The 18,482-nt window shown below is 60.4% G+C and carries 20 protein-coding genes; 9 read left to right on the top strand and 11 right to left on the bottom strand.

Going from position 1 to position 18,482, the window contains the following annotated elements; genetic code table 11:
• Position 1 precedes the first annotated feature (1 nt).
• Together ACR0K9_RS01635 and ACR0K9_RS01630 are read right to left on the bottom strand one after the other, a co-directional pair.
• A complete protein-coding gene (locus ACR0K9_RS01635; RefSeq protein ID WP_480820228.1) occupies positions 2-520 on the bottom strand; it encodes a PaaI family thioesterase in 519 nt (172 codons plus the stop codon).
• Position 521: 1 nt separating this feature from the next.
• Entirely contained in the window at positions 522-941 is a 420-nt protein-coding gene (locus ACR0K9_RS01630) for a PaaI family thioesterase (protein ID WP_010438901.1), read from the bottom strand.
• Between the two features lie 117 nt (positions 942-1,058).
• Here ACR0K9_RS01630 and ACR0K9_RS01625 point away from each other — a divergent pair, with 117 nt between their 5' ends.
• From ACR0K9_RS01625 to ACR0K9_RS01590, 8 genes are all read left to right on the top strand, one after another.
• The gene (locus tag ACR0K9_RS01625) at positions 1,059-1,427 is read left to right on the top strand and encodes a MerR family transcriptional regulator (protein WP_480531464.1); all 369 of its coding nucleotides are present in this window, start codon (positions 1,059-1,061) and stop codon (positions 1,425-1,427) included.
• Between the two features lie 172 nt (positions 1,428-1,599).
• The gene (locus ACR0K9_RS01620) at positions 1,600-2,001 is read left to right on the top strand and encodes a MerR family transcriptional regulator (RefSeq protein ID WP_480820226.1); all 402 of its coding nucleotides are present in this window, start codon (positions 1,600-1,602) and stop codon (positions 1,999-2,001) included.
• A gap of 38 nt (positions 2,002-2,039) precedes the next feature.
• A complete protein-coding gene (locus tag ACR0K9_RS01615) occupies positions 2,040-3,821 on the top strand; it encodes an acyl-CoA dehydrogenase C-terminal domain-containing protein (RefSeq protein WP_480820224.1) in 1,782 nt (593 codons plus the stop codon).
• Positions 3,822-3,874: 53 nt separating this feature from the next.
• Positions 3,875-4,087, top strand: coding sequence for a hypothetical protein (locus ACR0K9_RS01610; protein ID WP_480820222.1), 213 nt, complete (start codon positions 3,875-3,877; stop codon positions 4,085-4,087).
• A 315-nt stretch (positions 4,088-4,402) separates the two neighbouring features.
• Positions 4,403-5,041 carry a glutathione S-transferase family protein gene (locus ACR0K9_RS01605; RefSeq protein ID WP_480820220.1) on the top strand — a complete coding sequence of 213 codons (639 nt, stop codon included), beginning with the start codon at positions 4,403-4,405 and terminating at the stop codon, positions 5,039-5,041.
• Between the two features lie 12 nt (positions 5,042-5,053).
• The gene (locus tag ACR0K9_RS01600) at positions 5,054-6,265 is read left to right on the top strand and encodes an acetyl-CoA C-acetyltransferase (RefSeq protein WP_480820218.1); all 1,212 of its coding nucleotides are present in this window, start codon (positions 5,054-5,056) and stop codon (positions 6,263-6,265) included.
• Positions 6,265-6,753: a cupin domain-containing protein gene (locus ACR0K9_RS01595; RefSeq protein WP_170669797.1), complete on the top strand. Its 489-nt coding sequence runs from the start codon at positions 6,265-6,267 to the stop codon at positions 6,751-6,753. Before ACR0K9_RS01600 ends, ACR0K9_RS01595 begins: the two co-directional genes overlap by 1 nt.
• Entirely contained in the window at positions 6,746-8,947 is a 2,202-nt protein-coding gene (locus tag ACR0K9_RS01590; RefSeq protein ID WP_480820216.1) for a 3-hydroxyacyl-CoA dehydrogenase NAD-binding domain-containing protein, read from the top strand. The genes ACR0K9_RS01595 and ACR0K9_RS01590 overlap by 8 nt, the downstream gene beginning before the upstream one ends.
• Before the next feature lie 58 nt (positions 8,948-9,005).
• Here the strand turns inward: ACR0K9_RS01590 and ACR0K9_RS01585 are convergent, their stop codons facing one another.
• Positions 9,006-9,701 (bottom strand): Hint domain-containing protein, encoded by a 696-nt coding sequence (locus ACR0K9_RS01585; RefSeq protein ID WP_480820214.1) that lies wholly within the window; start codon positions 9,699-9,701, stop codon positions 9,006-9,008.
• 298 nt (positions 9,702-9,999) lie between these two features.
• Complete coding sequence (locus ACR0K9_RS01580; RefSeq protein ID WP_480820212.1) at positions 10,000-10,932, bottom strand: DMT family transporter; 933 nt, start codon at positions 10,930-10,932, stop codon at positions 10,000-10,002.
• Positions 10,933-11,067: 135 nt separating this feature from the next.
• On the opposite strand from ACR0K9_RS01580, the gene ACR0K9_RS01575 reads away from it, so the two are divergent.
• On the top strand, positions 11,068-12,081 hold the full coding sequence (locus ACR0K9_RS01575; protein WP_480531448.1) for a hypothetical protein: 1,014 nt from the start codon (positions 11,068-11,070) through the stop codon (positions 12,079-12,081).
• A 3-nt stretch (positions 12,082-12,084) separates the two neighbouring features.
• On the opposite strand, the gene upp is transcribed toward ACR0K9_RS01575, so the two are convergent.
• The 7 genes from upp to ACR0K9_RS01540 form a co-directional block, all read right to left on the bottom strand.
• Positions 12,085-12,717, bottom strand: coding sequence for a uracil phosphoribosyltransferase (upp, locus tag ACR0K9_RS01570; RefSeq protein ID WP_480531446.1), 633 nt, complete (start codon positions 12,715-12,717; stop codon positions 12,085-12,087).
• The gene (locus tag ACR0K9_RS01565) at positions 12,714-13,700 is read right to left on the bottom strand and encodes an adenosine deaminase (RefSeq protein WP_480820210.1); all 987 of its coding nucleotides are present in this window, start codon (positions 13,698-13,700) and stop codon (positions 12,714-12,716) included. Before ACR0K9_RS01565 ends, upp begins: the two co-directional genes overlap by 4 nt.
• Positions 13,697-14,908 carry a phosphopentomutase gene (locus tag ACR0K9_RS01560; protein WP_480820208.1) on the bottom strand — a complete coding sequence of 404 codons (1,212 nt, stop codon included), beginning with the start codon at positions 14,906-14,908 and terminating at the stop codon, positions 13,697-13,699. The genes ACR0K9_RS01565 and ACR0K9_RS01560 overlap by 4 nt, the downstream gene beginning before the upstream one ends.
• Positions 14,905-16,212, bottom strand: a complete 1,308-nt coding sequence (locus ACR0K9_RS01555; protein ID WP_480820206.1) for a thymidine phosphorylase — start codon at positions 16,210-16,212, stop codon at positions 14,905-14,907. Before ACR0K9_RS01555 ends, ACR0K9_RS01560 begins: the two co-directional genes overlap by 4 nt.
• Positions 16,213-16,629 (bottom strand): cytidine deaminase, encoded by a 417-nt coding sequence (locus ACR0K9_RS01550; RefSeq protein WP_480820204.1) that lies wholly within the window; start codon positions 16,627-16,629, stop codon positions 16,213-16,215.
• 74 nt (positions 16,630-16,703) lie between these two features.
• The gene (locus ACR0K9_RS01545) at positions 16,704-17,801 is read right to left on the bottom strand and encodes a cupin domain-containing protein (protein ID WP_480820202.1); all 1,098 of its coding nucleotides are present in this window, start codon (positions 17,799-17,801) and stop codon (positions 16,704-16,706) included.
• The gene (locus tag ACR0K9_RS01540) at positions 17,770-18,468 is read right to left on the bottom strand and encodes a hypothetical protein (protein ID WP_480820200.1); all 699 of its coding nucleotides are present in this window, start codon (positions 18,466-18,468) and stop codon (positions 17,770-17,772) included. Before ACR0K9_RS01540 ends, ACR0K9_RS01545 begins: the two co-directional genes overlap by 32 nt.
• Positions 18,469-18,482: the final 14 nt, after the last annotated feature.

Raw genomic sequence — 18,482 nt, 5'->3', positions numbered from 1 at the left:
GCTAGTCTTTCGATGTCGGAGGCTGCGGCATCAGGAAATGTCCCGTACCTTGCGCGAACAATCTGGCGTGATTGTCCTGCCACGCCTCAACCCGCACCGAGGCATAGCGCCGCCCTGCCCTGTTGATGAAAGCGCGCGCATAAGCATCGCGCGGCAGGCCCGAGCGCAGATAGTCGACGGTAAAGTCGATGGTCTTGGGAAAACGGATATTCTCACCCGTCAGGATATCCTCAGCGCCGATCTCGCCGCTTTCAATCCTTGGGAACATATGCTCCCAGCTCAAGGTGATCACGGCGGTGACTTCCAGAAAGGCCGCCGTAACGCCGCCGTGGATGGCGGGCAGAAACGGGTTGCCGATCAGTTTCTCATCAAAATTCAGAACGCCGGTCAATTCATCGCCGCGACGGTCGAAGTTGATGTTGAGGAACCGGATATAAGGCACACCTTCGACCAGCGCATTCAGCGCGTCGTCACGGCGTTGCTTGACCACCTGCATCGGTTCGGGTCGAGGCCTTGCCATCTCAGCGACCCTCCACCGTAAAGGCGCCGGAGGCGGTGGCAACAGGCCGGTCGCTGTCGTCATCCGTCGCCGTCGCCCGCACAAAGGCCACGTTGCGCGTGATGTGATAGCAGGTCGCGCGCGTGCGGATGCTCTGCCCCGGTGTTGCGGCCCGCATGTAGTCGATGCGCAAATCGATGGTGGCTGTCCCACCGGGCGCTGAGGGGTGGCTCATCACTGCTGCGCCGCAACAGGTATCCAGCATCGCCGAGACCGCACCGCCATGGATCACGCCGGTCCGGGGATCACCGATCAGTTGTTCGTTATAGGGCATTGAGATTTCGGCCTCGCCCTCTCCGATATGGGTCAGATCAAGCCCCAGGGCCTTGGCGTGCGGAATCGCCTCGATGAATTGCCGCGCTAAAACTGTCTTGTCGACCATGGGGTTGGGTCCTGTCCTTGTACTTGCCCCTTTATGGGCCTGCGTTTGCGCCAAGAGCAAGCCCGCCTGTTGCGCTTGCCGCGACGACGCCCTAGGTTGCTGCCAAGGAGACCCGGAATGTCCGACACCCGTTTGTCATTCAAAGAAATGTGCGCCGAGTTCGATGTCACTCCGCGCACCTTGCGCTACTACGAATATATCGAATTGCTGCAGCCCGACCGCGAAGGCCGGTCGCGGTTCTACGGCCCCCGTGAATGTGCACGCATGAAACTGATCCTGCGGGGGCGAAAGTTCGGGTTTCCTCTGGAAGAGATCCGGCAGTGGCTGCTGATCTACGAAGATCAGGGCAATCAGGCGCAGATGGCGACCTTTATCGAAATGGCGGATCGCCAGATGGAAGAGCTGCGCCAGCAACGCGCGCAGTTGGATGAGGCGATGGATGCGCTGCAGCAACTGCGCAACCAGACCGTTGAACTGCTGAAATAGACCTTCCCCTACGGCAAGAAAATTGCCGAAACCCCTGCTTTACGCGACCGGATGTTACGTCAACATATTTGTGACGCAGCGTCCGCATTACGTAAACGTCACTTGTGTGTTGTAAAACGCTCATCGACTGCGCAACTCAGATTGCATGACGCCAGTGATGAGAGTTTGAACCATGACCGAAGATCTGCTGACCATCCGCGAGATGTGCGAGACCTATGATGTCACGCCCCGCACCTTGCGGTTCTACGAGGCCAAAGAGCTTTTGTTTCCGATCCGCGAGGGCCAGAAGCGCCTGTTCACCAAACGGGACCGCGCACGCCTGAAACTGATCCTGCGCGGCAAGCGCTTTGGCTTCAGCCTCGAGGAAATCCGCCAGCTTCTGGACCTGTATCACGTGGGTGACCAGCAGCTGACCCAGATGTCCCGCACTTATGAAATCGCGTGCGAGCGTCTGGCAGACATGGAATCGCGCCGCGAAGAGCTGACGCAAGCCATCGACGAGTTGAAAGAGCAGTTGCGCTGGGGCGAGAAGGTTTTCGCCTCGATGAAACAGGAAAAGAAGGCGGCTGAATAAGACCGACCTTTCGGACATATGAATTAAGGGAGCTTCACATGCCCGTCTACACCGCGCCAACCAAAGATATGCAGTTCATCCTGCACGACGTTCTGAAAGTCTCGCAGTCGGATATTCCCGGCTACAACGAATTGGAGGCCGAGTTCACCGGCGCGGTTCTGGAAGAGGCAGGCAAGGTTGCCACCAATGTTCTGCACCCGCTGAACGTTGTGGGCGACACCGAAGGCTGCCGGTTGGAAAACGGCATTGTGTACACCCCGACAGGATTCAAAGATGCCTTCGAGCAGATGAAGGAAGGCGGCTGGACGGGCCTCGACATGCCGGAAGAGTATGGCGGCCAGAACATGCCCTATGTCGTCGGCACTGCGGTGGGCGAGATGTTCTCGGGCTCAAACCAGGCGTTCACCATGTATCAGGGCCTGACCCACGGCGCGGCCTCGGCCATTCTGGCGCACGGAACCGACGAGCAGAAAGATAAATACCTACCCAACATGGTCAGCTGCGAATGGACCGGCACCATGAACCTGACCGAACCGCATTGCGGCACCGATCTGGGCCTGATGCGCACCAAGGCTGAACCGCAGGGCGACGGCAGCTACAAGATTTCCGGCCAGAAGATCTTTATCTCGGCTGGCGATCACGACATGGCCAACAACATCATCCATCTGGTGCTGGCGAAAATCCCCGGCGGCCCCGAAGGCATCAAAGGTGTGTCGCTGTTTATCGTGCCCAAGTTCATCGTCAACGAAGACGGCTCGCCGGGTGAACGCAACGGCGTATCGGTCGGCAAGATCGAACATAAAATGGGCATCCACGGGAACTCGACTTGCGTCATGAACTATGACGAAGCCACCGGCTGGCTGCTGGGCGAGGAACACAAAGGCATGCGCGCCATGTTCACCATGATGAACGAGGCGCGTCTGGGTGTGGGCATGCAGGGGCTGTCTCAGGCCGAAGCGGCCTATCAAAACGCCTTGAAATACGCAAAAGATCGCCTGCAGGGCCGCGATGTAACAGGCGTAAAAAACCCGGACGGCCCCGCCGATCCGCTGATCGTACACCCCGACATTCGCCGCAACCTGATGGATCAGAAAAGCTTCACCGAGGGCGCGCGTGCGTTCATCCTGTGGGGTGCCACGATGATCGACAAGGCGCACCGGTCAGGTGACAAGGATGCGGACGGGCTGATCTCGCTGTTGACGCCGATCATCAAGGGCTTCCTGACGGATGAAGGCTACGACATGACTGTTCAGGCGCAGCAGGTCTATGGCGGCCACGGCTACATCGAAGAATGGGGCATGTCGCAATACACCCGAGACGCCCGTATCGCGATGATCTACGAAGGCGCAAACGGCGTTCAGGCGCTGGACCTTGTGGGCCGGAAACTGGCACAGGATGGCGGCAAGCATGTCATGGCCTTCTTCGAGATGGTGAAAACCTTCTGCAAGGAGAACGGCGGCAAAGATGAAGCCTATGACAAAGCCTTTATCGAACCGCTGAAAGCCGCGTCCAAGGACCTGCAGGCCGCAGGCATGTACTTCATGCAGGAAGGCATGAAGAATCCCAACAACGCCCTGTCCGGGTCATATGACTTCATGCACATGTTCGGGCATGTCTGCCTGGGCCTGATGTGGGCGCAAATGGCGGAAGCGGCTCAGGAAGCGCTGGACGGTGGAGCCTCGGACAAAGAGTTCTACGAGACCAAGATTACAACCGGTCGTTTCTACATGGCCCGCCGCCTGCCCGCCACAGCCATGCATCTGGCGCGCATCCAGACCGGCGCGGACACGGTAATGGCACTGGACGCGGCGAATTTCTGATCTCAGTCTGGGTTCGGGCCTGACGGCCCGAGCCCACATCCGGAGGAGACACGATGCCTAAACGCTTTCGCCTGACCCGTCGATTTCCCGTCGCCATGACCGAGGATGGCTATCGCAAACTCCGTGGTTTCGCGCGCGAGGCGGGATTGGATGAAGGTGAGGCCCTGTCGTTTCTGTTCGAGAACTTCAACAGCGTGATTGATGAGGAAAACCTGACGCACAAGTTGCGCATCTTCAACTCCGAGCTTGAGTCGCGCAAGCGATGAGCATCGCGCCCCCAAAAAACGCTGCGCGCGCGGCAGTTGTACAATCCGCCTCCGGCGGCCGTATTTGGAACAAGAAGAAGACATGGAGGCGCGTCCACCCCGCCATCCGGGAACTGATCTCACTAGGTGGCACTCAGCCGGGACGGCGGGGCTTCTCCTCGTACGGTCATCGGCTCGGCAGCCTGTACCGCACTCACATCAAGCCCCCATTAACGTTAACGAACCGTTACGAAAACGAGAACTGTCCCACCCTTCTTCTCGTTTCAAATACGGAAATTCCGACCTAACCACACACGCCACGGGAGGGGCGTTCGCATGACCATCAAACTGCACTGCTTCGGAGAAAGCGGAAACTCGTACAAAGCGGCGTTGGCGCTGGAAATGTCTGGCCTGGAGTGGGAGCCGGTCTTTGTCGATTTCTTCAACGGCGCCACCCGTACGCCCGAATACCGCACAGAAGTAAACGAGATGGGCGAAGCGCCGGTTCTGATTGACGGCGATTTTCGCACCAGCCAATCGGGTGCGATTCAGGCCTATGTAACCGAGAGATCGGGTAAATTTGGCGGCGGTGGCCGCGATGAAAATTATGAGATCTTGCGCTGGGTTCTGTGGGACAACCACAAGCTCAGCTCAATGGCCGGAATGACCCGATTCCTGATCAATTTCCTGCCCGAGAAACACCGCAACCCGGATGTCATCGCGTTCAACCAAGGGCGTCTGAAAGCGGCCTACGATATTCTGAACACCCACCTTGAAGGCCGCGACTGGATTGTCGGCGACGGCGTAACCAACGCCGATTTCAGCTGCTGTGGCTATCTCTATTACCCCGAACCCTTCGGCTTTGACCGCGCCGACTGGCCCCATATCGACGCCTGGCTGACCCGCCTCAGCGAACAGCCCGGCTGGAAACACCCCTATGACCTGATGCCCGGCAACCCGTCGGATCGAGCTTGAGGAGAAGACCCCATGACCGAAGCCTATATCTATGACGCCCTGCGCACCCCGCGCGGCAAGGGCCGCAAGGATGGCAGCCTGCACGAAGTAACCTCGGTGCGCCTGTCCGCCCTGACCCTGAACGCGATGAAAGAGCGCAACAATCTGGAAGGCCACGCCGTCGAGGACGTGATCTGGGGCAACGTCACGCAGGTGATGGAGCAAGGCGGTTGTCTGGCGCGCTCGGCAGTTCTGGCCTCGGATCTGGATCAGTCGATTCCCGGACTGGCAATCAACCGGTTTTGTGCCTCGGGCATGGAGGCCGTGAACCTTGCAGCCAATCAGGTCAAGGGCGGCGCGGGCGAAGCCTATATCGCGGGCGGTGTTGAGATGATGGGCCGCGTCGCCATGGGCAGCGACGGCGCAGCAATTGCCGTTGACCCATCGCTGGCGATGGAGACCTATTTTGTGCCGCAGGGCATTTCGGCTGACATCATCGCAACCGAATATGGCTTCAGCCGCGATGACGCGGATGCGCTGGCCGTTGAGTCTCAGAAACGCGCCGCAGCAGCATGGGAGGACAACCGGTTCGAGAAATCGGTGATTTCGATCAAGGATCAGAACGGCCTGACCATTCTGGACCGTGATGAATACATGCGCCCCGGCACCGATATGCAATCGCTTGGCGCGCTGAACCCGTCCTTCCAGATGATGGGCGAGCAGATGCCGGGCTTCGATAAAGTAGCGATGATCAAATACCCGCATCTTGAGCGGATCAACCACATCCACCACGCAGGCAACAGCTCGGGCATCGTGGACGGGGCTGCAGCTGTTCTGATCGGCAACAAGGAATTCGGTGAGAAGTATGGCCTGAAGCCGCGCGCGCGCATCAAGGCGACCGCCAAGATCGGCACCGACCCGACCATCATGCTGACCGGCCCGGTTCCGGTGACCGAGAAAATCCTCGCCGACAACGGCATGAAGATCGGCGATTTGGACCTGTTTGAGGTGAACGAAGCCTTTGCATCGGTTGTGTTGCGGTTCCAACAGGCGTTTGATGTGGACCCAGCGCTGGTCAACGTGAACGGCGGTTCTATCGCGATGGGTCACCCGCTGGGCGCAACCGGCGCGATGATCATCGGCACACTGCTGGATGAGCTGGAGCGTCAGGACAAGGAAACCGGTCTGGCCACGCTCTGCATCGCGTCCGGCATGGGTGCGGCAACGATTATCGAGCGTGTCTGATGCCTAAAATCGATCTTTCCAAAATCCCGTTTCGGAACGGCTCGGGCTATCCCGGCAAACTGGCGAGAGCAGGTGACGACCGCTACGTCCAGCCCTTGGGCGATGCGAACGGTCTGACACAGTTTGGGGTCAACATCGTGCGTCTGGAACCGAACGGCCTGTCCTCGCTGCGCCATTACCATATGGAGCAGGACGAGTTCGCAATCATGCTCAGCGGCGAATGCGTGCTGATCGATGATGATGGCGAGCACCAGATGCTGCCCGGTGATTGTGCCGCCTGGCCTGCAGGTGAGGCCAACGGCCACCACCTAGTGAACAAAACCGATGCGCCTGCGACCTTTCTGGTGGTGGGCACACGGACCCCGACCGAGACAGGCTATTACAGCGACATAGACATGATGGTGAAGTTTGACCCCGATGGTTTCGCCTTTACCCGCAAGGATGGCAGCCCACTGACGGCTGACCAGATTGGAGATGACAATGACTGATTTCACCCTCAGCAAAGACGCAGACGGCGTCGCCTTCATCACCTGGGACGTACCGGGCAAATCCATGAACGTCCTGTCGCGCGAAGCGTTCGCTCTGGTCGGCGACCTGATCGATCAGGCGCTGGCCGATGATGAGATCAAGGGCATCGTTATTACCAGTGGCAAGGAAGGCTCGTTCGCGGGCGGCATGGACCTGAGCACGCTGGCCACGATCCGTCAGGAGGCCGGTGACGAACCCGCACAGGCGCTGTTCGATTTCGTCATGAGCGGCCATAACATCCTGCGTCGACTTGAGCTGGCGGGCATGGACCCCAAGACCAAGAAAGGCGGCAAGCCGGTGGCCTGCGCCATCAACGGAACATGCGCAGGGATCGGGACCGAGATCGCCTTGGCCTGTCACCACCGCGTGATGACCAGCAACCCGAAATCCAAGATCGGCCTGCCCGAGATTTTGCTCGGCATCTTCCCTGGCGGCGGCGGCACCATGCGATACAGCCGTATGGTCGGCGCGATGGCGGCGGCTCCGGTGCTGCTGGAAGGCAAAATGATGGATCCGAAGAAGGCCAAAGGCGCGCAACTGATCGACGCCGTAGCGGATGATCCGGTGGCGGCAGCGAAAGAATGGGTTCTGAATGCATCGGATGCCGATCTGGTCAAACCGTGGGATGCCAAGGGCTATAAGATGCCCGGCGGCGCGCCCTACCACCCCGCCGGTTTCATGACTTTCGTGGGTGCAAGCGCGATGGTGAACGGCAAGACCCAAGGCGCCTTCCCGGCAGCCAAGGCTCTGCTGAGTTCGATCTACGAAGGCGCGCTGGTCGATTTCGACACCGCCCTGAAGATCGAGGCGCGCTGGTTCACCAATGTGCTGATGAACCCGTCTTCGTCGGCGATGATCCGGTCGCTGTTCCTGAACAAAGAAGCGCTTGAGAAAGGCGCGGTGCGGCCCAAGGACGTGCCCGATCAGCGGGTCAAGAAGATCGGCGTTCTGGGCGCGGGCATGATGGGGGCAGGCATTGCGCTCGTCTCGGCTCAGGCCGGGATGGAGGTTGTTCTGATCGACCGCGATCAGGAGGCCGCCGACAAGGGCAAGGCCTATAGCGAAAGCTATATGGATAAGGGGATCAAACGCGGCAAAGCGACGGCTGAGAAGAAAGAAGCCCTGCTGTCGCGCATCACAGCCACCCCCGATCTGGAGCATCTGAAAGGCTGCGACCTGATCATCGAGGCTGTGTTCGAAGACCCCGGCGTCAAGGCCGAGATGACCAAGAAGGTCGAGGCGATCATCCCCGAGGATTGCATCTTTGCCTCGAATACCTCGACCCTGCCGATCACTGACTTGGCGAAGGCGAGTGTTCGTCCGGATCAGTTCATCGGCATCCACTTCTTCTCACCTGTTGAAAAGATGTTCCTGGTCGAGATCATCAAGGGCCGCGAAACCGGGGATCGCGCGGTGGCCAAGGCTCTGGACTATGTGCGCCAGATCAGGAAGACGCCGATCGTGGTTAACGATGCGCGCTTTTTCTACGCCAACCGCTGCATCATCCCCTACATCAACGAAGGTGCGCGCATGATCACCGAGGGCGTCAGCCCCATTCTGATCGACAATGCCGCGCGGCAATTGGGTTTCCCCGTTGGGCCTGTCCAGTTGACGGATGAGACCTCGATTGATCTGGGCGCCAAGATCGCACGCGCGACAAAGGCGGCGATGGGCGATGCCTATCCCGAAAGCCCGTCGGACGATCTGATCTTCTGGATGGAGGAGCAGGGTCGTCTGGGCCGCAAGGCCAATGCCGGGTTCTTCGACTATGACGACAAAGGCAAGCGCGTCGAATACTGGAAGGGTCTGCAAGACAAATACCCGCTGGCCGCTGAGCAGCCCGACCTGATCGAAGTGCAGGAACGCCTGATGTTCGCGCAGGTTCTGGAAGCGGTCCGCGCGCTGGAAGAAGGCGTTCTGGAAGATATCCGCGAAGGCGACGTCGGCGCGATTCTTGGCTGGGGCTTTGCGCCTTGGTCCGGTGGCCCGCTCAGCTGGCTGGACATCATCGGCACGCCTTATGCAGCCGAGCGTTGCGATCAGTTGACCGAAGCCTATGGCGAGCGTTTCGCCTGCCCGCCGCTGCTGCGCGAGATGGCCGAGAAAGGTCAGAGCTTCTATGGCCGCTTCAACCCCGAGGCTCAGGCCGCGTAAACAAGGTGATGCAGGCGCATGAGGCCATGCGCCTGCATCTTTCTTTTGAAGTGTTTAGTTAGGTCTGCCATTCAGGCCGCAGAAACAAAGGTGGCACATTTGGCCGCCCTGGTCGCCCTGGACGGCGTATCCCCGAAGGGGGCCGGATCGGGAATATCGGTTCTTGCGGGATGGGTGCAGGCAGCGCACCCAACGGGTTTGCAAAGGCGGAAATGTCGCCCTTGATTGCAACCGCTTCGATCAGCAGTTCGGCATCCTCGGCATCGGCAACCTCATAGGTGTTCGATATTCCTGCCGAGGCGACCATCCGGCCCGACGGGCAATAGGCCTGAAAACCGCCTTCGATGAAGACAACCTCATCGTGATCGAAAAATAACGACGTGACATCAAAGGTCTGGGCCGGTGTCTGCGACTGCAGCCGCCCCACCCCGCTGAGCATCCGTGCGGGCACGATCGAGATCCCTTCGACCCCCAGCCCCAGCTTGCCCTGATCCAACGCCATACCCTGTTCCGGCATCAACCAGACAGCCCGCCCGTTATAGGCGGCGCGGGACGGGACGAGCACCGGAAGATGCTCGGCCCGCCTCTCATCACCGGGGACAACAATACGGTCTACGCAGACTCGTCTGAGTGCGCGAAATCCATGATCCAGCGTCCTCACCAGATCACCCGCGACCAGTCTTTCGACCGGCTTCCAACCGCTGGTTGTTGCCACTCTGGTTCCGTGCAGCAGGCCCCCACGACGTACTGACACGGCCTTCCCCGAAAAGGCCCCAAGGCCCCTATCTTCTTGTTTCGATAACCCCGAAACACTCACTACTTCTAACACGTGCCTTCCCCCCTTTTGGCACCTTCATACATTTCCGAAGGGTTAAGCCTTTGTGCCTTAAGGGGACTTAGTTTTGCCATATTTAAGGCAAATTTGGGTCAGCTTTGCCGTATTTAGCCTGCATTCAATAAACAAAGCTGCAATTAAGACCTGCTTTGACCAGCTTTACGAAACGCGCTGCCAACAGCCACGCTGGTTCTTTGTTCCGAATCTATCCGGTACCTCAGGATGTTGCGCGCTGTCTGGACAACACACGACGCTCGCGCCAGCCCAGCAGAACTCCCGCTGTGGCGATCATACCGATCCCCACCATCTGCATCGGACCAACCGACTGGCCAAAGGCCACCCATGCGAACAAGGGACCGAAGATCATGACCGAGTATTCGAACACCGCCACATAAGATGGCTCGCCCAGTTGATAGGCCTTGATCAGCATGAATACCGCAATTGTTGAACCTATGGCCTGCAGCACGACCCATGGCAGTGCCTGATTCATCGGCCAGACCCAGCCGCGCAGAACAAACCCATCCGGACCAAGCGGCGCCTCGATCGGGATCAGGGTCAGCCAGATCAACCCTGTCGCACCGGCAAGGCCAAGCGTTACCACCATCGCTGCCAAAAGCGCAACGGTGCTTTCGCCCGAACAATGCGTGCGCGTCACCACCGCGCTGAGGGCATAGAAGAACCCCCCGGCAACCGGCAGCAGCGTTTTGACGTCAAATGCCAGCGGATCGGGCTGCAACACACACAGGATTCCGCTAAAACCCAGCAACACCGCGGCAATCCTCCACGGGCCGATATGTTGCTTGAGGAACAGGGCCGAAATCAGCAGCACAAAGATGGGAGAGGTAAACAACCCCGCAAGCGCCTGTGCAATCGGCATCAATGCCAAAGCGCTGAAGTAAAACAGCATCGCCAGAGTGATCAGGACGCTGCGCAATGCAACGATACCATAGCGCCGGGGTCTGAGCCCGCCCAATCCCAGCAGAGACAGGCAACCGATCAGCGGCAGCATCAGCAAGGCGCGGCTCAGATGAAACTGCCAGAGCCCGATGGACTCGGCCAGACGAATCACGAAGTTGTCGATCACGCCGATGATCGCCATCGAGCAGACCATAAGCAGCGATGCCAGAACCGAAGATCTGTCTTGTTCCACCCGTGCTCCCACTCTCGCTGCACCCTCTGCTTCGGCACAGTCAGCATATTTTCTGAACCATGCGCAACAGGTTTGCGCCGTCGGTTTTCAACATGCTAGACTTGGAACAAAATAATACTCGAGCAGCATTACCCGATGACGGCACTCAAACAGTACCAGCGGATCGAAGCGACCGGTCTGTGGCGCCCCACGCCAGACGAACAACGGCGCGAGGTGGTTGTGTCCATTGGCGAGGCCACGCTGACCATCTCGGATTTCAATGACCGGGCGCTGACCCATTGGTCGCTGGCCGCGCTGGAGCGACAAAACCCCGGTACTTATCCGGCGATCTTCAACCCTGATGGTGATCCGGGTGAAACGCTGGAACTGGCCGAAACCGAAACCACCATGATCGAGGCCATCGACCGGCTGCAACGCGCCATCGACCGGACGCGTCCGCATCCCGGTCGGCTCCGCTGGCTCAGCGTGACAGGCGTCGTGCTGGCGGTTGTTGCGTTGCTGTTGTTCTGGCTGCCCGGCGCGCTGCAGCGCCACGTGGTCGCCGTGGTGCCCGAGATCAAGCGGCAGGAGATCGGCGACACCATCCTGCGCCGGATCGAGCGTGTATCCGGCAAGGCGTGCACGTCGCCGGACGCGCAGGATTCGCTGGATCGGCTGGCCAGCAGAACCGGGGTACGTCAGATCGTGATCCTGCCTGCGGGTCTGCCCGACAGCCTCAGCCTGCCGGGGGGGACAGTGCTGTTGAACCGGGCTCTGGTCGAGGATCACGAAGACCCCGCCGTCGCCGCAGGCTATGTGATCGCGGCGCGCGCGCGCGCCGCGCAGCAAGATCCGCTGGACGAGTTGCTGGACCGGACCGGCACAGCTGCAGCCTTCCGCTTGCTGACCACGGGCGAGCTAACGCCCGAGATCGTGGATACCTATACCGAGGAAATCCTGTCAGAACCCCGTCCCGCGATTACTGATGACGATTTGCTGGCCGTTTTTGCACAGGCCGCCCTGCCCTCGACCCCTTACGCCTATGCGCGTGACATTACGGGTGAGACGGTTCTGGGCCTGATCGAGGCCGACCCGATGGCGGGCCGGGCATTGGAACAGGTGCTGCCGGACCGCGATTGGGTCCGGCTGCAGAATATCTGCGGGCAATAGCACCTATTTTGTGCCGAACATCCGATCTCCGGCATCGCCCAGCCCCGGCATGATATAGCCTTTCGAGTTCAACTCGCGATCCAGCGCGGCCGTGACGATCTTCACATCCGGATGCGCCTCTTTCATGCGCGCCACACCTTCCGGGGCAGCCAGCAGGCAAAGGAAGCGGATATCGGTGGCACCCGCCTCTTTCAGCAGGTCAATCGCGGCGGCCGAACTGTTGCCGGTGGCCAGCATTGGATCAACGGCGATCACCAGGCGGTCCTTCAGCCCTTCCGGCGCCTTGAAATAATACTGCACCGGCTTCAACGTCTCTTCGTCGCGATAGAGCCCGACAAAGCCAACACGCGCTGAGGGAACCAGCTCCAACACCCCGTCCAGCATCCCGTTCCCGGCCCGCAGGATCGACACCAGCGCCAGCTTCTTGCCCGCCAGAATGGGCGCGTCCATCTCCTCCATCGGGGTTTCGATGTGGCGGGTGGTCAGCGGCATCTCGCGCGTGACCTCATAGGCCAGCAGCAAGGTGATCTCGCGCAGCAACTGCCGGAAACTGGCGGTCGAGGTGCCCTTGTCCCGCATGAGCGTCAGCTTATGCTGTACCAGTGGATGATCGACGACGGTCAGGTGTTCGCTCATGAGTTCTCCAGTCTTTTCTTGACCCGCGCGCGGGTGTCTTCGTCACAAAAGGCCGCATTCAGGGCGGTTTCATTCAACGCCGCGAAGTCATCCGCTTGCCAGCCGAAGGCCGCAGCCAACATCTCATATTCACGCCGCATTGTGGTATGGAAAAACGGCGGGTCATCGGTTGAAACCGTGACCTTGACGCCCGCATCGCGCAATTTGGCAATCGGGTGGGCCGCGAAATCGGGAAACAGGCCCAGGACCACGTTCGAGCCCGGACAGATCTCAAGCGTCACATCCCGGTCGATCAATTCGCGGATCAGGTCCGGGTCTTCGATGGCGCGTACGCCATGGCCGACCCGCTCGACCCCCAGATCACGAATGGCGTCCCGCACGCTTTCGGGGCCACCAAACTCACCCGCATGTGTGGTCAGACGCAAACCGGCCTCGCGGGCGCAATCGAAGGCCCATGCAAAGTCGCCCTGAGTGCCGACAGATTCGTTGCCGCCCATACCAAAGCCGGTGATCCAGTCGCCTGCCGTCTCCGCCGCGCAAAAGGCGCTGCGCCTGGCCTGTTCCGGGCCGAAGTGACGGACGCAGGTCACCACACCGCGCAAGGTGATGTTGAACTTGCGTTCGGCCTCGTCCGCCGCGTCCTGAATGGCGGTCAGATAGTCTTTCCACGCGTACAGATCGCCACCGCCGCAGAAATCCGGGCTGAGGAAGGTCTCGGAATAGACCACACCATTTGCAGCGCTTTCTTCAAGGATCGCCAGCGTCAGACGGCGGAAGTCTTCGGGCGATTTCAGCACCTCGCAAGCAGCCTCATAGACGCTGAGGAAATGAGCGAAGTCGCGGAAGTCGTAGGAACCATCGGGTTTGAAAATACCGCTGAGGTCCACGCGCTTTTCATGCGCCAACTGGCGGATGAACGCGGGTGGGGCCGCCCCTTCGTGATGCAGGTGCAGTTCGATCTTTGGCAGGTCGGCTACGGTCATAGAAAACTCCGCCCCGGTCCTTGCGCCGGGATGTTCAGATGATGTGCGATGCTGGCGGCGACATCGGCGAAGTTGATCTGTCCAATCTCGCCCGTACCCTGCCCGGCCACCAGTACCGGCACCTGTTCACGCGTGTGATCGGTGCCGGTCCAGCTGGGGTCATTGCCGTGATCTGCTGTCAGCAGCATCAGGTCGCCGGGGCGCAGCTTTTGCAGTACCGTCCCGATTTCCCGATCGAACCATTCCAGTGCGCGGGCGTAACCGCTGATATCGCGGCGATGACCGTACAGGCTGTCGAACTCGACGAAATTGGCGAATGTCAGGCTTCCCTCTTCGGCCTCATCCACCAGTTCCGAGAGATGCACCATCAGTTCGGCATCCGAGCCTTTGCGCAGCGTATCGATCCCTTGCATCGAGAAGATGTCGCCAATCTTACCCACCGCATGAACGCGACGGCCTGCGTCCTGCGCCCAGTTCGTCAACACGGGCGCGGGGGGCAGAATGGCAAAATCCTTACGGTTGGTTGTGCGGGAAAAACCGTTTTCAGGCGACCCCACGAAAGGCCGCGCGATCACACGGCCCACTTTCATCTCATGCAATTGCGGTGCAAGTGCGCGGCACATGTCCAGCAACCGGTCGAGGCCAAAGCTCTCCTCATGCGCGGCAATCTGGAACACGCTGTCGGCAGAGGTATAGCAGATTGGCCAGCCGGTACGCATATGCTCGGCCCCGAGGTCGGCGATGATGGCCGTGCCCGAGGCATGGCAATCGCCAAGAATACCCTCGGTGCCTGCGGCCGTGGCGGCGGCGCGGCTTAGATCGGCGGGAAATGCAGGCTTGGTGTCCGGGAAATAGTGCCAGTCCCACGGGACGGGCAAACCCGCCAGTTCCCAGTGGCCCGACGGTGTATCCTTGCCGGGTGAATATTCACGCGCGCGACCCCATAGACCCGTTGGCGCGGCCTCCAACCCCGGCGTTGCATCGCCCGAGGCCAGCCGCACTGCCGCCCCCAACCCCAGCGCGTCAAGGTTGGGCAGGTGCAAAGGGCCCGAGCGGCCATCTTCGGCACGCCCCTCCGCGCACGCCTGCGCGATATGGGCCACGGTATTCGCGCCCGTATCCGGCGCGGTTCCGTTGAAAAACTGATCGGCATCCGGTGCGCCGCCGATACCAACCGAATCCATCACCACAAGAAAAGCGCGGCTCATGCGCTGATCCTTTCATGCACGTGGGGCGGTTGTTCCACGGGTGTATCGCCAAGCGTTATTGCGTTCAGCACCACCTGAGACGCCTGTCGCGCCGCATCTTCGCGCGCGGCATGGACCACGGCCAATGGTGCGCCTTTCTGGACCTTCTCGCCCAGCCGCAAGATGCCCGACAATCCAACTGCCGGATCGATCTCGTCACTTTCAACCTGGCGTCCGCCGCCCAGCGCGACCACGGTCAGGCCCAGCGCCTCGCCATCAATGGCCGAGACATAGCCATCGCGCGGTGCGGGCACTTCCTGAATCACATTGGCCTCGGGCAGGAAGCGTGCCCAGGTGTCGACGAAATGCACCGGCCCGCCCACGGCTGCCATCATGCGGCCAAACCGTTCGGCGGCGCGGCCATCGCGGATCACTTCGGCGATCTGCGCCCGGCCCTCTTCAGCCGAGGCACACATCCCCGCGTCCGCCATCAGCACGCCGCCCAGTTCGGCAGAGATATGGGCCAAGGGCGAGTCCTGCCCGCTGGTCATGACCTGCATCACCTCGGCCACTTCCAGCGCATTGCCCAGCGCCGGGGCCAGCGGCTGGTTCATGTCGGTGATCACAGCCGAAGTCCGGCAGCCAGCCGCATTCGCGGTCTCGGTCAGCGCCTGCGCCAGCCTGCGCGCGTCGTCGAGCGTTTTCATGAACGCACCGCTGCCCACCTTGACGTCCAGCACCAGCGCATCGGGGCTGGCCGCCAGTTTCTTGGACAGGATCGACGCCGTGATCAGATCGAGGCTTTCCACCGTCGCCGTCACATCGCGTATCGCATAAAGCCGCTTGTCCGCAGGCGCGATCTGGCCGGTCGCGCCGACAATAGCGGCGCCGGTTTCTTTCAGAACCTGCGCCAGACGGGACTGTCCGATCTGGGTCGCCACGCCGGGAATGGCCTCAAGCTTGTCCAGAGTGCCGCCGGTATGACCCAAGCCTCGGCCCGAGATCATCGGAATATAAGCCCCGCATTCCGCCAGCGCCGGGGCCAGCACGAGGCTGACGCAATCCCCCACCCCGCCAGTCGAATGCTTGTCGATCACCGGGCCATCCAGATCCCAAGTCAGCACCTCGCCACTGTCGCGCATGGCCACCGTCAGATCGGCCCGCCCCTGCGCGCCCAGCCCGCCCATACAGACGGCCATGGCAAAGGCCCCCGCCTGTGCATCACTGACGCCACCATCCGCCAATCCCTGCGCGAACCAGTGCAGTTCCTCGCCCGAGGGCACCTCGTGGCGGCGCAGCTTGGCAATGATCGAACGCGCGTCCATTCAGCTGTCTTCCATATGCGAAGCGTCAAAGGCACCCGGCAGCAGATCGGCGATGGTGGTGCGGGACTCGACCCCGTCAACCGTTGCCATCGTGACTACGACGTCTCCGTTACCGAACTCGGCCAGCTTCTGGCGGCAGCCGCCACAAGGCGGCACCGGTTGCGGGCTGCTGGCAACCACATAGACCTCGGTCAATTCCTTTTCACCCGCAGCAACCATGGCGGCAATCGCCCCGGCCTCGGCGCAGGTGCCTTCGGGATAGGCGACATTCTCGACATTACACCCGGAATACACTGTGCCCGAGCCCGACCTGATCGCCGCCCCAACCTTGAAGTTGGAATAAGGCGCATGGGCATTTTCCCGGACGGCGAGCGCGGCATCTTTCAAAGACATGGGCGATTCCCGTTTTTTGATCATTTGGTCAGAATACCGTACACTAAATGAAAGCACCCGGGGATTTGAAGCCCCCGGGCAGGTTTATCCACAGCCTTCTAGCCCAGCGTCGTATTGAAAGTGCCGGGCAGCGTAACCTCAAGCAGTTCGACATCGTCGGACGGGTCAGACAGACGGGTGCGCATGCCGGGCGGGATGACAAAGGCGTCGCCCTGCTCCAACCGGTAGGGTTCGCGCCCTTCCCCTTCCAAGGTCACTTCGCCGTTCATAACAAAGGTGAAGTGAATATCCGTGTCGTGACTGGCCCATGCAGGATCGCCTTGCCCTCGGCGCACAACCTGCACGCCCGCCACACCTTTGGTGTTCTCGGCAATCGTCGTGTCGCGGCAGGTATAGCCCGGCAGACGGAACGGCACCCATTGCGCGCCCTCGGCCAGATTGTAAACAAACCGCTGCCCCTGCCATTCCCGATCCGGGCGATAGTGCGGCGTGGGCAACTCCATCCGATGGTCGATTTCGGTGACATGCTCGGCGGGCACGCCAATCTCGATCACCTGCACATTATCCGAGGCTTCCAGAACCCGGTGGCGGATTTCTGGCGGTTGGATAAAGCAGTCGCCAGCCGTCAGGCGCATCTTGTCGCCCTGATCTTCGTAAACCACATCCACCCAGCCGTGGATGCAGAAGATCAGCTGAAACCCGACCTTGTGGAAATGCACCATGTCAGGCACCGGTCCGCCGTCTGGAATTCGGATATGGCTGGCGATGATCGATCCGCCCAGCCGATCCGGCACCAGATCGCGATAGTGCATCCCTGCCCGCCCGATGATCCACGGCGCCTGATCCTTGAGCCTGCGCACCACAAAGGAATGCACGGTGTCAGGCATGACCAGCGGCGGATTCAGCTCTTCGATTTCGACGCGGGTGCCGTTCGGCGCAACAAGGCTGCGCTGGCCATCGGCAAACCCGTCCGGATCGTCCGTCAGGATGCGCAGCGTCCCTGCGGCCTCGGGCGCGTCCTTTTCGATCCGCAACCGCAGCCCGTGGCCCGAAAACACCGCGACCCGAGGGTCATCCGCCGGATAGATCATATCCATCCGCATCCCCAGAACCTTGGTATAAAAAGGAATATCGTCGCGCAGTTCCTGCGTCGACAGACGGATCTCAGCGCGCGTCTGGCTTTCGGTCGAGGTCATCAGGTATCTCTTCAGTCTTGGATTTCGGCCATCCGATCAGAACAGCGGCCAAAATGCCAACCGAAAAGTACATCTCGAGCGTTTCTTCCAAAACAAACAACCGCGTCTCCATGGTGGACGAAAGGCTGTCGTCGAAGAAACCGCTCACTTCCTCAAGCCCCTGCGCGATCACAGCGATCAAGCCAGCCAGCAAAAACACCAACAAGAACGGCGCCCGTTGCTTAACGGCACGCCATCCATTGGGGATTCCATGCCAGACAACTCCTCCGAACACGATCACTGCCAATACGATCCGGACTGCCGTCGCATCCAAAGTCGTATCAAGGCTGCTATGAATTTCATACAGCAGGCTTCCCGGGGCATGGACATCAGCGTCCAACTCGCGTTCAGCCAGCAACAGACAAACAAGTCCGATATAGGCCCGCGTGAGCCCGCGATACCGAACCAGCGCGACCAACCCTGCCGCAATCAAGGCAAGCGCCGACAGCGTTTCAATCAATCCGCCTTCCTGATTGTAGACTGCGGCTTCATGCGGCCAGACTACGATTGCACACAGGAACAGAACCGCCACAGACAACACCACCCGGAGCAGCAACCGATCTGCGCCAGAGCTCATTGCCGGGGCCGCACCAGACGGCACGGTGTAGGGATCTTTCTCGTAAGTCATGCTCTGGGTCTTGT

The sequence above is a fragment of the Ruegeria sp. L12 genome (genome assembly GCF_056531745.1).
Note: the sequence above shows the minus strand (reverse complement) of the source record. Positions and strands in the feature narration are given on the sequence as shown.

Excerpts from the sequence above, each read along its gene's own strand:
- ACR0K9_RS01635 (WP_480820228.1), bottom strand. The coding sequence starts at position 520 with ATGGCAAGGCCTCGACCCGAACCGATGCAGGTGGTCAAGCAACGCCGT.
- ACR0K9_RS01630 (WP_010438901.1), bottom strand. The coding sequence starts at position 941 with ATGGTCGACAAGACAGTTTTAGCGCGGCAATTCATCGAGGCGATTCCG.
- ACR0K9_RS01625 (WP_480531464.1), top strand. The coding sequence starts at position 1,059 with ATGTCCGACACCCGTTTGTCATTCAAAGAAATGTGCGCCGAGTTCGAT.
- ACR0K9_RS01620 (WP_480820226.1), top strand. The coding sequence starts at position 1,600 with ATGACCGAAGATCTGCTGACCATCCGCGAGATGTGCGAGACCTATGAT.
- ACR0K9_RS01615 (WP_480820224.1), top strand. The coding sequence starts at position 2,040 with ATGCCCGTCTACACCGCGCCAACCAAAGATATGCAGTTCATCCTGCAC.
- ACR0K9_RS01610 (WP_480820222.1), top strand. The coding sequence starts at position 3,875 with ATGCCTAAACGCTTTCGCCTGACCCGTCGATTTCCCGTCGCCATGACC.
- ACR0K9_RS01605 (WP_480820220.1), top strand. The coding sequence starts at position 4,403 with ATGACCATCAAACTGCACTGCTTCGGAGAAAGCGGAAACTCGTACAAA.
- ACR0K9_RS01600 (WP_480820218.1), top strand. The coding sequence starts at position 5,054 with ATGACCGAAGCCTATATCTATGACGCCCTGCGCACCCCGCGCGGCAAG.
- ACR0K9_RS01595 (WP_170669797.1), top strand. The coding sequence starts at position 6,265 with ATGCCTAAAATCGATCTTTCCAAAATCCCGTTTCGGAACGGCTCGGGC.
- ACR0K9_RS01590 (WP_480820216.1), top strand. The coding sequence starts at position 6,746 with ATGACTGATTTCACCCTCAGCAAAGACGCAGACGGCGTCGCCTTCATC.
- ACR0K9_RS01575 (WP_480531448.1), top strand. The coding sequence starts at position 11,068 with ATGACGGCACTCAAACAGTACCAGCGGATCGAAGCGACCGGTCTGTGG.
- upp (WP_480531446.1), bottom strand. The coding sequence starts at position 12,717 with ATGAGCGAACACCTGACCGTCGTCGATCATCCACTGGTACAGCATAAG.
- ACR0K9_RS01565 (WP_480820210.1), bottom strand. The coding sequence starts at position 13,700 with ATGACCGTAGCCGACCTGCCAAAGATCGAACTGCACCTGCATCACGAA.
- ACR0K9_RS01560 (WP_480820208.1), bottom strand. The coding sequence starts at position 14,908 with ATGAGCCGCGCTTTTCTTGTGGTGATGGATTCGGTTGGTATCGGCGGC.
- ACR0K9_RS01555 (WP_480820206.1), bottom strand. The coding sequence starts at position 16,212 with ATGGACGCGCGTTCGATCATTGCCAAGCTGCGCCGCCACGAGGTGCCC.
- ACR0K9_RS01550 (WP_480820204.1), bottom strand. The coding sequence starts at position 16,629 with ATGATCAAAAAACGGGAATCGCCCATGTCTTTGAAAGATGCCGCGCTC.
- ACR0K9_RS01545 (WP_480820202.1), bottom strand. The coding sequence starts at position 17,801 with ATGACCTCGACCGAAAGCCAGACGCGCGCTGAGATCCGTCTGTCGACG.
- ACR0K9_RS01540 (WP_480820200.1), bottom strand. The coding sequence starts at position 18,468 with ATGACTTACGAGAAAGATCCCTACACCGTGCCGTCTGGTGCGGCCCCG.